16 protein-coding genes are annotated in these 14718 nt (G+C 56.0%); 11 read left to right on the forward strand and 5 right to left on the reverse strand.

Annotated elements, in window-relative coordinates:
• Positions 1 to 122 precede the first annotated feature (122 nt).
• Positions 123 to 1028, forward strand: a complete 906-nt coding sequence (locus NBV64_RS14850) for a LysR family transcriptional regulator (protein ID WP_009454819.1) — start codon at positions 123 to 125, stop codon at positions 1026 to 1028.
• Positions 1029 to 1057: 29 nt separating this feature from the next.
• Here the strand turns inward: NBV64_RS14850 and NBV64_RS14855 are convergent, their stop codons facing one another.
• The 4 genes from NBV64_RS14855 to NBV64_RS14870 form a co-directional block, all read right to left on the reverse strand.
• Positions 1058 to 2245, reverse strand: a complete 1188-nt coding sequence (locus NBV64_RS14855) for an acetate/propionate family kinase (RefSeq protein ID WP_250756036.1) — start codon at positions 2243 to 2245, stop codon at positions 1058 to 1060.
• Positions 2245 to 3231, reverse strand: coding sequence for a phosphate acetyltransferase (locus NBV64_RS14860; RefSeq protein WP_250756037.1), 987 nt, complete (start codon positions 3229 to 3231; stop codon positions 2245 to 2247). The genes NBV64_RS14855 and NBV64_RS14860 overlap by 1 nt, the downstream gene beginning before the upstream one ends.
• A gap of 261 nt (positions 3232 to 3492) precedes the next feature.
• Positions 3493 to 3960, reverse strand: coding sequence for a nuclear transport factor 2 family protein (locus NBV64_RS14865; RefSeq protein WP_250756038.1), 468 nt, complete (start codon positions 3958 to 3960; stop codon positions 3493 to 3495).
• A 61-nt stretch (positions 3961 to 4021) separates the two neighbouring features.
• Complete coding sequence (locus NBV64_RS14870) at positions 4022 to 4939, reverse strand: LysR family transcriptional regulator (protein ID WP_009454814.1); 918 nt, start codon at positions 4937 to 4939, stop codon at positions 4022 to 4024.
• Between the two features lie 97 nt (positions 4940 to 5036).
• Here NBV64_RS14870 and NBV64_RS14875 point away from each other — a divergent pair, with 97 nt between their 5' ends.
• The 5 genes from NBV64_RS14875 to NBV64_RS14895 all read left to right on the forward strand — a co-directional run bounded on the left by NBV64_RS14875 (position 5037) and on the right by NBV64_RS14895 (position 10023).
• Positions 5037 to 5738: a pirin family protein gene (locus tag NBV64_RS14875; RefSeq protein ID WP_250756039.1), complete on the forward strand. Its 702-nt coding sequence runs from the start codon at positions 5037 to 5039 to the stop codon at positions 5736 to 5738.
• 515 nt (positions 5739 to 6253) lie between these two features.
• Complete coding sequence (locus NBV64_RS14880; RefSeq protein WP_009454811.1) at positions 6254 to 6454, forward strand: hypothetical protein; 201 nt, start codon at positions 6254 to 6256, stop codon at positions 6452 to 6454.
• A gap of 132 nt (positions 6455 to 6586) precedes the next feature.
• Positions 6587 to 7732, forward strand: coding sequence for a GGDEF domain-containing protein (locus NBV64_RS14885; protein ID WP_009454810.1), 1146 nt, complete (start codon positions 6587 to 6589; stop codon positions 7730 to 7732).
• A gap of 122 nt (positions 7733 to 7854) precedes the next feature.
• On the forward strand, positions 7855 to 9273 hold the full coding sequence (iaaH, locus tag NBV64_RS14890; protein WP_250756040.1) for an indoleacetamide hydrolase: 1419 nt from the start codon (positions 7855 to 7857) through the stop codon (positions 9271 to 9273).
• A gap of 339 nt (positions 9274 to 9612) precedes the next feature.
• Positions 9613 to 10023: a DUF1697 domain-containing protein gene (locus NBV64_RS14895; RefSeq protein ID WP_009454806.1), complete on the forward strand. Its 411-nt coding sequence runs from the start codon at positions 9613 to 9615 to the stop codon at positions 10021 to 10023.
• On the opposite strand, the gene NBV64_RS14900 is transcribed toward NBV64_RS14895, so the two are convergent.
• Entirely contained in the window at positions 10015 to 10881 is an 867-nt protein-coding gene (locus NBV64_RS14900; protein WP_250756041.1) for an aminoglycoside phosphotransferase family protein, read from the reverse strand. The genes NBV64_RS14895 and NBV64_RS14900 overlap by 9 nt on opposite strands.
• A 287-nt stretch (positions 10882 to 11168) precedes the next feature.
• Between NBV64_RS14900 and NBV64_RS14905 the strand changes: the two genes are divergently transcribed.
• The 5 genes from NBV64_RS14905 to NBV64_RS19095 all read left to right on the forward strand — a co-directional run bounded on the left by NBV64_RS14905 (position 11169) and on the right by NBV64_RS19095 (position 14627).
• Complete coding sequence (locus NBV64_RS14905; RefSeq protein WP_009454802.1) at positions 11169 to 11456, forward strand: co-chaperone GroES; 288 nt, start codon at positions 11169 to 11171, stop codon at positions 11454 to 11456.
• Between the two features lie 34 nt (positions 11457 to 11490).
• A complete protein-coding gene (groL, locus tag NBV64_RS14910; protein WP_009454800.1) occupies positions 11491 to 13137 on the forward strand; it encodes a chaperonin GroEL in 1647 nt (548 codons plus the stop codon).
• Positions 13138 to 13291: 154 nt separating this feature from the next.
• Positions 13292 to 13675, forward strand: coding sequence for a diacylglycerol kinase (locus NBV64_RS14915; RefSeq protein WP_009454798.1), 384 nt, complete (start codon positions 13292 to 13294; stop codon positions 13673 to 13675).
• 5 nt (positions 13676 to 13680) lie between these two features.
• Positions 13681 to 14508, forward strand: a complete 828-nt coding sequence (pyrF, locus tag NBV64_RS14920) for an orotidine-5'-phosphate decarboxylase (RefSeq protein WP_009454796.1) — start codon at positions 13681 to 13683, stop codon at positions 14506 to 14508.
• Positions 14505 to 14627 (forward strand): hypothetical protein, encoded by a 123-nt coding sequence (locus NBV64_RS19095; RefSeq protein ID WP_274984783.1) that lies wholly within the window; start codon positions 14505 to 14507, stop codon positions 14625 to 14627. Before pyrF ends, NBV64_RS19095 begins: the two co-directional genes overlap by 4 nt.
• Positions 14628 to 14718 lie beyond the last annotated feature (91 nt).

Here is a 14718-nt window from a genome sequence, read left to right on the forward strand (position 1 = left end):
CCTGAAATACTTAGCAAACTTGCACCTCATTCTGTGAGCAGTGGCAAGAGGGGTCAAACGATGATTCCAACTCAAGTCATTCCTAAATAGAATGACTAAACGTTTTCCCTTAGCAAACCAGCATGTCCATTCCCAAACGTTTTCTTCCTCCCATGCACGTCCTGATTGCCTTTGAAGCCGCCGCACGGCTGGGCAGCTTCACGGCAGCAGCGGGCGAGCTGAATCTGACCCAAAGCGCCGTCAGCAGACAGATCAGACTGCTGGAAGAAATATTGGGCGCGGAACTTTTCGTCAGAGAACGCCAGACGGTTCGTTTGACTCAGGCGGGTAGCACTTACGCCCAAGAGCTAAGCGATGCTCTTCGACGCATTGCCAACGCCACCCTGGGGTTCAAAGCCAATCCGCATGGCGGAACGCTGAACCTGGCCATCCTGCCCACGTTCGGGACTCGTTGGCTTGCCCCCCGGCTGCCAGAGTTTGTGGCTGCATACCCCGGCATCACCATTAACCTGCTGACGCGCCTGCAACCGTTTGACTTTCAAATGGAAAATGTGGATGCCGCCATCCATTACGGCCTGCCCGACTGGCCGGGGGCGAATCTGGATTTTCTGATGTCAGAAACCGTGGTACCTGCCTGCAGTTCCGCCCTTCGCGAGCACTATCAGTTCCAGACAGCAGCTGACTTGCTCAAGGCACCTTTACTGCATCTGGTCTCAAGGCCCGATGCCTGGGAGCGTTGGTTCAACGCCAACGGCGTGGAGAACGTGCATATTCACGGCATGCTGCTTGACCAGTTTGCGCTGATTACACAAGCAGCTATTTCCAACCTTGGGATTGCCTTACTGCCCACATTTCTGTTCAAACAGGAGCTCAGTCGCGGAGACTTGGTTCTGGCTCTGGACTCGCCCTGCCTGAACACGGAGGCTTACTACCTGGCCTGTCCGACGGGACGCTGCGACTACCCACCATTGATCGCATTTCGACAATGGCTACAAGCGGAAATAACGCGGGAACGCGCCCCGGACTGAGGCCGGGGCTTCAAACCGCCACGGTAGCGCTATGACTTTTTCCTCACCAAGGCGAGAGACTGCTCGGCTATGACCCGCTCTTCGTTGGTGGGAATGACCAGGACCTTGACCCGACTGTCGCCTGTCGAAATGACGGTTTCCCCTGCCTGATTGCGAACCGGATCAATCTCCACCCCCATCCACTCCAGGTGCCTGGCGATGCCTGCCCGAATAGACGGGCTGTGCTCGCCAATCCCCGCCGTGAACACCAAGGTGTCCAGCCCCTTCAAGGCCACGCACAAGCCCGCCAGATTCTCTGCCGTGTGATAGCAGAAGTACTGCACCGCCAGCTTGGCACGAGGGTCATCGGAAGCCTCCAGCGCTCGCATATCCGCTTGATCGCCGGACAAGCCTTTCAGCCCGGATTGGGTGTAGAGCACGGACTGGATCTCATCGTGCTCCATTCCCTGCTCCAGCATCCACAGCACGACACCGGCATCCAGACGCCCCGGACGAGTCCCCATAGGCAAGCCGTCCAGCGCCGTAAAGCCCATGGTGGTATGAACGCTGCGGCCTTCTTGCAAGGCGCAAGCCGATGCACCTGAGCCCAGGTGAGCAACGACGACGCGCCCGTCAGCCAGTTCGGGAATTTCGCGACGCAGGTGCTGGGAAATATAGTGATAGGAGAGGCCGTGGAAACCGTAGCGGCGCACGCCCTGTTCAAAGAACCGACCAGGCAATGCAAAGTGCTGCAAATGCGGGGCATGTCCTTGATGGAAGGCCGTATCCAGACACGCTACCTGGAAGATTTCCGGGTAGTGCTCGAAGATCACGCGAACAGGAGCCAGATTGTTCTGCTGATGCAGTGGTGCCAAAGGTGACAGGCTGTCCAGATACTCCAGCACCTGCGGGGTCAAGGGTACGCTGCTGTCGTAGCGGGCGCCCCCGTGCACGATACGGTGGCCAACGGCAATAGGTCGACCATCCACATGCTCCAGCAGCCAGCGCGCCACCAAAGCCTGAGCTGTATGCAGGTCCTTGGCCTGCTCGCCATCCAGGTCCTGCTTGACCATGGATTGGCCCTGGGCATCTTTAACTTTGAAGGCTGGCTGGCTACTGCCAATGCCCGAAACCTGACCGCCAAACTCAAAATCCAGCTGGTCGCCCGGCTGGACCTTGTACATGTGAAACTTCAGGCTGGAGCTGCCTGCGTTAATGACCAGAATCTGCTCGCTCATTAGTGCGCAGCCTCCACAGCAACTTTACGTTCCAGATAACCCGCGTAAAGGCTGGCAACCGCACAAGAGGCCATGCGGGTCTGGGCGCTATCGGCTCGGCTGGTCAAAATGATAGGCACACGAGCCCCCATCACGATACCAGCAGCCTGGGCGCCGGACAGGAAGGTCAGGTTTTTGGCCAGCATATTGCCGGCCTCCAGATCAGGGGCCACCAGAATCTGCGCCTTGCCCGCAACGGGCGACACAATTCCTTTGATGCGCGCCGCCTCGGGGCTGATAGCGTTATCCAGCGCCAAGGGGCCGTCCAGCACACCGCCCGTAATCTGGCCGCGATCAGCCATCTTGCACAAGGCCGCCGCTTCCAGCGTGGTCGGGATTTTTTCGGTCACCTGCTCGACCGCAGACAGGATGGCGACCAACGGTATGCCCAAGCCCAGGCCGTGGTGCAGATCAATGGCGTTTTGCACAATATCCGCTTTGGTGCTCAGATCGGGGAAAATATTGATGGCACCGTCCGTCACAAACAAGGGCTCCGGATAGCTGGGCACATCCATGATGAAAACATGACTCAAACGGCGACCAGTCCGCAAGCCCTTGCCCTGGGTGCACAGCACGGCCTGAATCAGTTCATCCGTATGCAGGCTGCCTTTCATCAGCAACTGGGCACGTCCGGCCAGCACTTCCTCTACGGCTCGCTCTGCCGAGGCATGGCTGTGGGGGGTATCAATCAAGGTGACCCCTTCCAGGCTTAAACCATGCTCTGCCGCTACGGAATGCAAACGGGCCTGCGGGCCAACCAGCACGATCTCGAACAGGCCTTGGGCCCGTGCCTGCAAGGCGGCTCCAAGGGACACATCATCGCAGGGATGAGCCACCACACAAATTCGACTGTGCTCTTTGCGAGCTTGCTCGATCAATCGGGAATAATGACTGGAAGGCCCAGTGCGATCCACGGCGGCCGTATCCGGGCCAGCAGGGTGATTCATGATAGAAGACTCCTTGGAGATGAACGAAGGCTAACCCAACACTAAACCATTTATCCAAGCGTGTGTCTTTGATTGCGAACAGGGAAACTTCAATATTTCGCCCTTTATTCTTTCCAGACCATGAAGAATGAAACATAAAGATTAAATATTAAAAAAAATCCGGTTTAGCCAAGTGCAAACCGGATTTTTATTTCTGTGGTGGCGTATTCGTCCCGAACCACCGCAATCTGAGCGTATCCAGGATCAGCCACCCAGGTTTAATTAAAGGCCAAGATCACTCAAACCCGGATGCTCATCGGGGCGCCGCCCCAAGGGCCAACGGAACTTGCGTTCGGATTCTGTAATTGCCACATCGTTAATGCTGGCATGGCGCACCGCCATATAGCCATGCTCGTCAAATTCCCAATTTTCATTTCCGTAACTGCGCCACCACTGACCGTATTCATCTTGCCATTCATAAGCAAAACGCACGGCAATTCTATTTTCATGCCAGGCCCAGATTTCTTTAATCAAGCGGTATTCACGCTCTTTTTGCCATTTGCGTTCTAAAAAAGATTGAACCTGATCTCGACCCTGCGGAAACTCGCTGCGATTGCGCCAGCGCGTATCCACGGTATATGCCTGCGAAACCTTGACCGGGTCACGACTATTCCAGGCATCCTCGGCGGCACGCACTTTCTGGCTGGCACTCTCCAGATCGAAAGGTGGCAAGGGAGGACGTGTATCCATAGTGATCTCCTAGAAAGCAAGCGTGGACCAGACAGTCTAGCGGCAAAACGTAAGCAGTCTCTTACTGGCCGGTATCGGCCCAGGCTGCCTGTTCAAATCCCGCGACCAGAAAATCGATAAAAGCTTGCACACGAGCCGAGCGCGAGCGGCCCGGAGGCGTCAGCAGATGCAAGGTCAGGCTGGGCAAATCCCATTGCGGTAACACGATTTCCAACTGGCCTTGCTCGACCATATCGCCCAGCAGGAATTGAGGCAGCACGCTAAGCCCCAGGCCCTCAAGCAAGGGTGGGATCAGGGCCTGGGCATTGTTGACTTGCAAAGCACAGGGCACGGTTTGGGAGTAATACTCCTGCCCTTGCTGAAAGCGCCAGACACTGCCGCGTCGCTCGTAGGCGTAGCGCAGGCTCATGTGCTGAGCCAGGTCGCTGGGGTGTGAGGGTCTGCCGTACTTGGCCAGGTAACTGGGGGCGGCAACCAGCCGCAGGCGCAAATTGCACAGACGGCGCACCAGAAGGCTGGAATCATCCATGGTCGAGATACGCAAGGCCATGTCGAAACCTTGTTCCACGATGTTGACCTGAGCGTCGTTAAAGTGCAGATCCAGCAGCACGGCCGGGTGCTTTTCCATGAAAGCGGGCAGCAAAGGGGCCAGATGCTCCAGCCCGAAGGACATGGGGGCAGCAATCTTGATACGTCCCTGCAGGCTTTCTTTCTGGTCGCGTGCCAGGGCTTCCGCGTTCTGTCCGGCAGCCAGAACGGCTTGGGCCTGTTCCAGGCTGGCCTGCCCGGTTTCTGTCAGGGACAGGCGTCGGGAGGTACGGTGGAACAGGGACACATGCAGCTGTTTTTCCAGCCGGGTGATTGCCTTGGAGACAGTAGGTTGTGACAGGCCCAGAACTTCGGCTGCCTGGGCAAAGGAGCCGGTTTCCGCCACAGTGGCAAAGATGGCCCAGGCTTGTAGATCCGGTAATGTTTTCATGTCGTTTTTGGAATGAATTCTATGCTATTGATTCTATTTTATTCAATCAGCAAGACGCCTAGAATTCTTTTTAGTATCTAATATTAAGGAGCGCATCATGATTGAACATCGGCCTTTTAATGAACTGGGCGGCGCCAACCACGGCTGGCTGGACGCCAAGCACCATTTTTCTTTTGCTAATTACTACGATCCCGCTCGCATGAGCTGGGGTGCCCTGCGTGTCTGGAATGACGACACGATTGCGTCCAACACCGGGTTTCCACCTCACGATCATGCCGATATGGAGATCATTACGTATGTGCGTGAAGGGGCGATCAGCCACCAGGACAGTTTGGGCAATAAGGGGCGTACTGAAGCCGGTGATGTGCAGGTGATGAGTGCCGGCACGGGTATTCGCCATGCGGAGTACAACCTGGAAAATGGTACGACACGCATCTTCCAGATCTGGATTCAGCCAGAGCGTCGTGGTTTACCGCCAGCCTGGGGTGCCAAGCCTTTCCCCAAGGATGAGCGTTCGGGGCAGTTTGTGGCCCTGGCCAGTGGTTTTGAAGGTGACGCAGAGGCTTTGCCGATTCGTGCCCAGGCCCGTGTGCTGGGAGCGACCCTGACGAAAGGTCAAAGCACGACTCTGTCTTTGCCTGCCGAGCATCTGGCTTATCTGGTGCCTGCCACAGGGCGGGTTTCGGTAAATGGTCTGGAGTTGAATGCCCGTGATGGGGCGGCGATTCGCAATGAAACGACGCTGGAAGTTCAGGCGCTGGAGGATGCTGAGCTGGTGCTGGTTGAGACGGCGCAGTAATTGCGGACGGGCTGTTTTGAAGATGGGGGGAGGCCGTTTGAGCGCTCCCCCGCTTCTTTTTGCTGTTCTGGTGCTCTGAAAATAAACGCAGGTAAGAGAAGATATATGTCTTTTTAAGGTCATATGTCAGCTCGGAAATTAAACAACCCAATAGAACGCTTGGGTTGCCTTGCCGTTTGCTGGCGTAATGTTGTTTGTTCAGTACTCCACCTTGGCAGAAAGACGCCACTTGGAGCCCTGCCTGGGTGTCCGGGCTGAGCACTTGCCGGTGCTGCGCACCGGTGCCCTTGTCAGGAGATAGCTACGGGCGCACCCTGAACTCCCGGGGTGGTTCGTCCCCCGGACGAACCACAAGCGCCCCGGTCAAACAACAGGGCGCTTGCACCCCTACGCTATCTCCTGACCGCGGCAAGTCCTCCGAATCGCCCCGACACCCAGGCAGGGCTCCAAGTGGCTGGCATCGTGAGCAATTTGAGGGCGAAACGTAACTGTAATGCCGCTCTATGAGCTAATTGATGATGGATTCAGGGGTATTTTTCGTGGCTCAATTTCCTGCCATGAAAAATACAGTTGGAGGTGGGCTGTCTCAACTGTCTGTTTTCGGTGTGGTTTTGAAAAGTATTCCTGATTTTTTGTTTAGCTTAGGTAAACAATCCTTCCCCTTGTCTGTCCTTCTCATTCTGCGCAGCCTTCCCTTAACGGAAACCGGCTCATAAAGCAGATCAAAACTTCCTCTTTTCTCTGATTAAACTGTTTGTTCTCAATCGATAAGCGTCTGCCCTGCAGCAATATCGTTACAATTGTTGTAACGCCAGTTTTCAACTCTTCTTAATGCACGCGAACACACCGTGTCCTCTCCGAACCAGTATTTCGTTCTGATCGTCCCTGCCTGCGCGGCATTGCTGGGCATCGCGATGATTTACTGCTGGAGCCGTCTACGCGATCACCGTTACCTGCTCTGGATTGCCTCGGGGTATATCTCCACGGCTATTCCTATGGGGATCCATAGCCTGATGCCCAATGAGCAACTCGCCCGCTGGACTCTGCCCTTGTCGGCTATGTATTTATATGGTGTCTGGGCCTTGTCTCATGGGGTCGCCTTGCGTTTTGGCGGACGTGCTCATCCCAGATTGGCTGGGGCAATCGTCCTCGTCACGCTGGGGCTGCTTTTTTATTTTTCCCAGATTGATGATGATCTCTGGCTGCGTTTACAAATTCTGAACTGGGGCCTGGCCTTGTTGGTTGCTTTGCCCATCAAGTCGATCTTGTCCGGCAGGTCACGCACGATTCCTTTGGCAACGCTGTTGCGGGCCTCTTACCTGACGGCCTTGCTCTATGCCTTTGTTCGTGTATTTGCGCTGGCCACGTTGATCCCTCACGAGATGCAGCCAGAGCTGACCCGCTCCGGTTTATGGCTCTTGATGCTGGCAACCAATATGTTCATCAGCATCTGGGTAGCGCTGGCTATTTTGACCAGCACCGCCATGTCGATTGTGCAGACGCTGGATCATGAGCGCAGCCGGGACCCTTTAACCCGTTTGTTGAATCGTCGTGCATTTTTCGAGCAGGTTAAAAAACGCCTGGAACTGTATGGTCATAGTGGTTGGGCGGTCATGACCTGCGATCTGGACCACTTCAAGATGGTCAATGACACCTGGGGCCATGCAGCGGGCGATCGGGCCTTGAAGGAGTTCGGGGCCTTACTGGCTCGCACGGTTCGCCAGGACGATTTGGCAGCCCGCTTTGGGGGCGAGGAGTTTGTCTTGCTGATACGCAGTACCAGCTTGCATACCGCCGTGCTGGTTGCCGAGCGTTTGCGCAGCAGTGTGATGAATCTGCATATCCCCGCCACGGCGCATACGCTGACGGCCAGTTTCGGTGTGGTTCAGCTAAACAGCAATGGCGACATCAAGCAGGCCATTGAGCAAGCTGACCGGCTTTTGTACGAAGCCAAGCATGCTGGCCGCAACAAGGTCGTTTGGAAGGCGTCCTGAGTTATTCCTCCTGCTTGCTGATACCCTTACAGTCTCTTTTTTCAAGACAGCCCCGTTAGAGGCTGATTGATAGGACTATCACAGCAAAAGCCGGGGGCGTTCACGCCTCCCCAGGAGACCCCATGTCACTTACCGAACTTAGCGCCAGCGAACTGCTGGCAGGTCTGGAAAAAAGCCAGTTCAGCGCCCGTGAGATTGCCGACGAGCTGCTCAAGCAATCACAAGAAATGGCCCATTTGGGCGGTCTGGCACATTTGGATTCAGCGCTGTTTTACCAGCAGGCCGATCAGTCTGATGCACGCCGCGCCCGTGGCGAAGCCTTGGCGCTGGACGGCGTGCCTTTGGTGATGAAAGACAACCTGAACACCACGGACATGCCCACCACGTCCAGCACCGGCGCCCTGCAAGGTCGCGTGCCGCTGAAAGATGCAGATGTAGTCGCACAATTGCGCAAGGCCGGTGCCGTGCTGCCCGCCAAGTCCGTGATGCACGAACTGGCTTTTGGGATTACGACCAATAACGCCACTACGGGCCCCAGTCGCAACCCTTATGATCCAAGTCGTATTCCCGGCGGCTCTTCCGGTGGCACTGCAACGGTTGTGGCAGCTCGTCAGTTTCCAGCTGGCTTGGGCACGGATACGGGCGCTTCGGTGCGTTTACCTGCCGCGCTTTGCGGCCTGTACGGTTTCCGTCCTACAGTGGGCCGTTATTCGGGCCAGGGCATTGTGCCCTTGTCCCCTACCCGCGATACAGCAGGCCCCATGACTCGCAGTCTGGCTGACATCAGCTTGCTGGACAGCCTGCTCTGCCAGAAGACCCCTACTGTGATTGCCACTCCTTCCTTGAAGGAACTGCGTCTGGGCGTACCCCGTGACAGCTTCTGGAAAGATATGGATGCCGGTGTGGCCGACGTGACCCTGGCATTTCTGGATGATTTGCAAAAAGCCGGTGTCACGCTGGTCGATGTAGACCTGTCTCCGGTTCTGAAGATCAATGCCCGCGTCGGCATGCCGATTGTGCTGTATGAAACCTTGCAGAACCTGCCTTTGTACCTGGCCGAAAACAAGTACGACATTAGCTTGGACGAGTTGATTGCGGGCATTCACAGCCCCGATGTGAAAGAGATTTTCGACGCCATTACGGGCGACTACACCATCAGCCAGGAAGCCTACGAAGAAGCGCTGAATGTAAACCGCCCCCTGATGCAACAGGCCTATGCAGACCTGCTGCGCCAGTCCAATGTCAGTGGCTTGATCTTCCCGACCAGCCCGCTGACCGCCTGCCCGATTGGCGATGATGAAAGCACCATGATGAACGGCAAGGCAGTGCCTACCTTCAACACCTACATCTCGCGTACCGACTTGGGTTCGAACCTGGGCGCACCGGGCATTTCCCTGCCTATCGGTCTGTCGGGCGGTTTGCCGGTGGGGATGCTGATTGAAGCGGGTATCGGTGCAGATGATCAGTTGCTGGCTCTTTGCCGGGCGATTGATCCTTTGCTGCCAACGACACCGGCACCGGATTTGAGCAAACGGGCATAAACGACGTAAAGACGGATTAAGCAATCTGCAGGCTACTGCACCAGGCTGAATAATTCGCCACATTCAAATGCCATCAGCCCAACAAGAAACAGGCCGAATTCCTAGGGAAATCGGCCTGTTTTTTTGATGAGGCTCCTCACGAAGGCGTCATGCGCCCGGGTCCGTATTACCGCCAAACCGCCGACGCAACATCTGCACCAACCAGCCGTGATGCTCACACAGAGCAGACTGACGAGCCTTGAAAACCAAACTCACTACTGTTTTTTAACACAGCATAAAATGGCGCACTGAAACTCCCGCCCGCACGGCAACACCCCAACCTCACGGCCAGCACACACCATGAATACACAGATTCTTTTATTGCGCGGCCTCATGCCTACCGGCAAGAACAAGCTGGGCGGAGATATTCAGGTTATCGCCCGAACACCGACTTATTTCATGCGGGTGATGGCGAACAATCCTTTCAAGGACGAAAGCCCCAGCCAGCTATATTTCACCCTGCTGCGCTCCCCAGCAGACAGCGCCTTACTCCATGCCTTCCACGCCCTGGAACACGCACCGGATCAGGTCCGCATCATTGATGACATCGTCTATATAGTGTGCGCAACCCGGTATCGAGACCTGAAAGCCAACAATAATTTCATCGAGAGAAAGCTCAAGGTCGTTGCGACGACACGCAACTTCACCACCATGAGCAAGCTGATCGCCTTGAGTACGGGTAATGAAATAATGATGAACCCCTCAAGCTAAGGCCTGTCGAGCCAGATCCGCAACGGCCAACTCTTTATTGGCCTCGGTGCGCAATCCATCCTCCAGAAACCAGGCAGCTGACAGGGCCGCATGCGCCATCACCCATCTGAGCAAGCGTTGACGCTCCAGTCCTGCAACCTCGATGACTACCGACAACTGCCGTGCAAAGCGCGCTGGATCAGTGCTCGTTTTAAGATCAGGGTTGCACAGCACATTTACGTAGTCGTAATAGCGCTCACCAGTGACGCGCTTGGGATCTATTGCCAGCCATCCAAGCTGATCGAAATCAAGAATGTTGCTATGGTGCGCATCCCCGTGCAGAACGACCTGATCACGCTGATCTCGCAGCAGCTCATTGGCCACTAGTGCGCATTCAGCCATCAGACCGCCCTCTTGCTGCGCCATCGGTGCCAGCGATTCAAAAAAATCGCTCAGGGGGCGCAAATTGTCAGGTGGGGCCGAAGGTCGGTTTGAATGCAATTGTTCAAGGGCACGGCAGATACAGGTCGTCGCTGCATCATCTTCCCCTTCTAAAGCCATGCGCAATAAGTCCCTGGAGCCCGTTGCACGCTCCATCAGCAACGCTCCAGAGTCTGGGTCCAGCGCATATACATGCGCCGCGCCATCGCCAGCCCACCATTGCAGCACTTGGCCGCCGATACGCTCATCAAGATCTCGTGTGATTTTGATCATCGCCGGCTGCCCCTCCAACTTCCCGGTCAGCCGCACGGGCATCAGATCGCTGGTCGCAGTGCTGAAAGGCTTGCCAGCGGCCTGAGCCCCCCAGCGTTGGAGAAAGACATTGAATAGGTTGAAGTTGGACATTGCGCTGGTTTTCGTGGAAATCTCTTTAGACAAAAGAAAGCCTGGCGTTCGATCATGCCCGACCGCTCATGATCGAAAGCGCCCAGCTTAACTGAGCTTGCCTTATGAATGTGAGCCCAAGTTCAGACACGCACCAGAACCCGGCGTTTCCCTCCCCCCTACTTCACGCCCCAGGACAAATATGTAACAGCCTGACCCTGGTGCTCTTGAAATTAGAAAAGTCGTCCCTATAATTAGCACTCGAAGGGGTTGAGTGCTAAAACGCCTCGCCCCCACAATCGGACCAACAACTAAAGTCATCTTTAAACAGGAGTTTCTCCATGGCACTGCGTCCTTTGAACGATCGTGTGATCGTCAAGCGTCTGGACAACGAACGCACCACCGCTTCCGGTATCGTTATCCCCGAGAGCGCGACTGAAAAGCCCGATCAAGGCGAAATCCTGGCCGTTGGCCCCGGTAAGAAAACCGAGGACGGCAAGGTTCTGGCGCTGGATCTGAAGGTCGGCGACAAAGTTCTGTTTGGCAAATACTCCGGCCAGGCCGTCAAGATCGACGGCGAAGAGCTGCTGGTGATCCGCGAAGAAGAAATCTTCGCCGTGATCGAATAAGTACCGCCAACGAAAATTCAATAGGATTCAAACCATGACCGCAAAACAAGTTTACTTCGGCGACGACGCACGTACCCGCATCGTACGCGGCGTCAATATTCTGGCTAACGCTGTTAAGACCACCATGGGCCCCAAAGGCCGTAACGTTGTTCTGGACCGCTCTTTCGGCGCTCCTACCGTTACTAAAGACGGTGTGTCCGTTGCCAAAGAAATCGAACTGAAAGACAAGTTCGAGAACATCGGTGCTCAACTGGTTAAAGAAGTTGCTTCCAAGACTTCCGACAACGCCGGTGACGGTACCACTACCGCTACTGTGCTGGCCCAAGCCATCGTTGAAGAAGGCCTGAAGTTTGTTGCCGCAGGCATCAACCCAATGGACCTGAAGCGCGGTATCGACAAGGCTGTTGGCGTTGTGGTTGACGAACTGCGTCAACTGTCCCGTCCTTGCACCACCAGCAAAGAAATTGCTCAGGTCGGTTCCATTTCCGCCAACAGCGACCACTCCATTGGTGAGATCATCGCCAATGCCATGGACAAAGTGGGCAAAGAAGGCGTGATTACCGTTGAAGACGGCAAGTCCCTGGAAAACGAACTGGACGTGGTCGAAGGTATGCAGTTTGACCGCGGCTACCTGTCCCCTTACTTCATCAACAACGCTGACAAGCAAGTTGCTGTTCTGGACGATCCGTTTGTTCTGATTTTCGACAAGAAAATCTCCAACATCCGTGACCTGCTGCCCGTACTGGAGCAAGTTGCCAAGACCAGCCGTCCTTTGCTGATCGTTGCTGAAGATGTGGAAGGCGAAGCCCTGGCTACTCTGGTTGTGAACAACATCCGTGGCATTCTGAAGACTACCGCCGTTAAAGCTCCTGGCTTTGGCGATCGTCGCAAAGCCATGCTGGAAGACATCGCTATCCTGACTGGCGGTACCGTGATCTCCGAAGAAACCGGTATGTCCCTGGAAAAAGCGACTCTGGACGACCTGGGTCAGGCCAAGCGCATTGAAGTGGCCAAAGAAAACACCACGATCATCGACGGCGCTGGCAACGGCACCGACATCGAAGCTCGCGTGAAACAAATCCGCGTTCAGATCGACGAGTCCACTTCCGACTACGACCGTGAAAAACTGCAAGAGCGCGTGGCCAAGCTGGCTGGCGGTGTTGCCGTGATTCGCGTTGGTGCTGCCACCGAAGTCGAAATGAAAGAGAAGAAAGCCCGCGTTGAAGACGCCCTGCACGCTACTCGCGCAGCCGTCGAAGAAGGTATCGTTCCTGGCGGTGGCGTTGCTCTGATTCGTGCCCGCGCAGCTGTTGCCCAACTGAAAGGCGACAACACCGACCAAGACGCCGGTATCAAGCTGATCCTGCGTGCTATCGAAGCTCCTTTGCGCACCATCGTTTCCAACGCCGGCGAAGAAGCCAGCGTGGTTGTTAACCAAGTGGCCAGCGGCACCGGCACCTACGGTTACAACGCTGCTACTGGCGAATACGGTGACCTGGTCGAGCAAGGCGTTCTGGACCCAACCAAGGTGACTCGCACTGCCCTGCAAAACGCAGCTTCGATCGCCAGCCTGTTGCTGACCACCGAAGTGGCCGTGACCGAAATCGTGGAAGACAAACCTGCTCCAGCCATGCCTGACATGGGTGGCATGGGCGGCATGGGTGGTATGGGCGGCTTCTAAGCCACTTATCAGCACCCCGATCCGGGCGGAAATTGATCACTTCTGCCCTGATCGCCACGCTTTTAGTACAAAAACCGGATGGATTTTTCCATCCGGTTTTTTTTCGCCCAAGCAAACCCCTATAATCAGGGCACTTCAATCTGCAGCGTCCTTCATGTCAGACTCTCCATTCAAAAGCAAAGGCGGTGTTGGCCGCCTGTTCAATGCCCTGCGCTACTCCAGCCAGGGCCTGGCCGCTGCTCTGCGCCATGAGGCTGCCTTTCGCCAGGAACTGGCGCTGGCTGTCATCCTGACGCCACTGGCATTCTGGCTGGGGCAAACCCCGGCGGAGATTCTGGTCCTGCTGGGCACACTAGTCTTTGTGCTGGTGGTGGAGCTGCTGAACTCGGCCCTGGAGGCCCTGGCCGACACGATTACCCTGGAGCACCACCCCTTGATCGGGCGGGCCAAGGATCTGGCCAGTGCTGCCGTGCTGCTGTCCCTTATTTTTGCTGGTGCCGTCTGGCTCAGCTTTTTGTATAGCCGTTTACTTTCCTGATTCCCATGACATTCATAGAAAAACTGAACCGTGCCTGGACGGACAACCAATCCATGCTGATGGTGGGTCTGGACCCAGACCCTGCCCGCCTGCCTTTGGAGCTGGCCAGCAAACCCGGCGCGATTTATGAGTTCTGCAAAGCGATTGTGGACGTCACCGCCGACTACACCTGCGGCATCAAACCACAGATTGCCTACTTTGCCGCTCAGGGTGCCGAGGATCAGTTGCAAGACCTGTGCGACTACATTCGCAGCCGCTACCCTCACCTGCCCATCGTGCTCGATGCCAAGCGTGGCGACGTGGGTTCGACAGCCGAGCAGTACGCACGCGAAGCCTTTGAGCGCTACCGTGCAGATGCCGTCACCGTCAGCCCTTACATGGGCTTTGACTCGGTAGAGCCGTATCTGGAGCACAAGGACAAGGGCGTGATCGTGCTGTGCCGCACCTCCAACCCTGGTGGCTCGGACCTGCAATTCATGGAGATGGCCGACGGTACCCCGTTGTACCTGCACGTAGCCAGCCTGGTGGCAGAGAAATGGAATACAAACGGCCAATGTGCTTTGGTGGTGGGCGCAACCTTCCCCGAGGAAATTGGCAAGGTACGTGCCCGTATTGGCGATATGCCTTTGCTGGTGCCCGGCATTGGCGCACAAGGTGGCGATGTGGTCGCCACCGTTGCTGCTGGTATGGACTCGCACGGTAACGGCATGATGATCAACTCGTCGCGCGCCATTCTGTACGCCAGCCGTGGCGATGACTGGCGTGATGCGGCACAAGCAGCAGCGATTGCTACGCGCAATGCGATTAATGATGCGCGCAACAAGCAGCGTTGATTGATGGCCCTCCCGGCTTGTCGAACAAGTCCGGGGATCGCGACAGCGACAGCGACAGCGACAGCGACAGCGACAGCGACAGCGACAGCGACAGCGACAGCGACAGCGACAGCAATTAGTGTAGATACAAGAAAGCCCCACTCACTTGGATTCAATCCAAAGTGAGTGGGGCTTCTTATTTATTAAGCTATGACCGATAGGACCCGCTCA

It is taken from the genome of Alcaligenes sp. DN25, assembly GCF_023674485.1.
Classification (GTDB): domain Bacteria; phylum Pseudomonadota; class Gammaproteobacteria; order Burkholderiales; family Burkholderiaceae_B; genus Alcaligenes; species Alcaligenes phenolicus.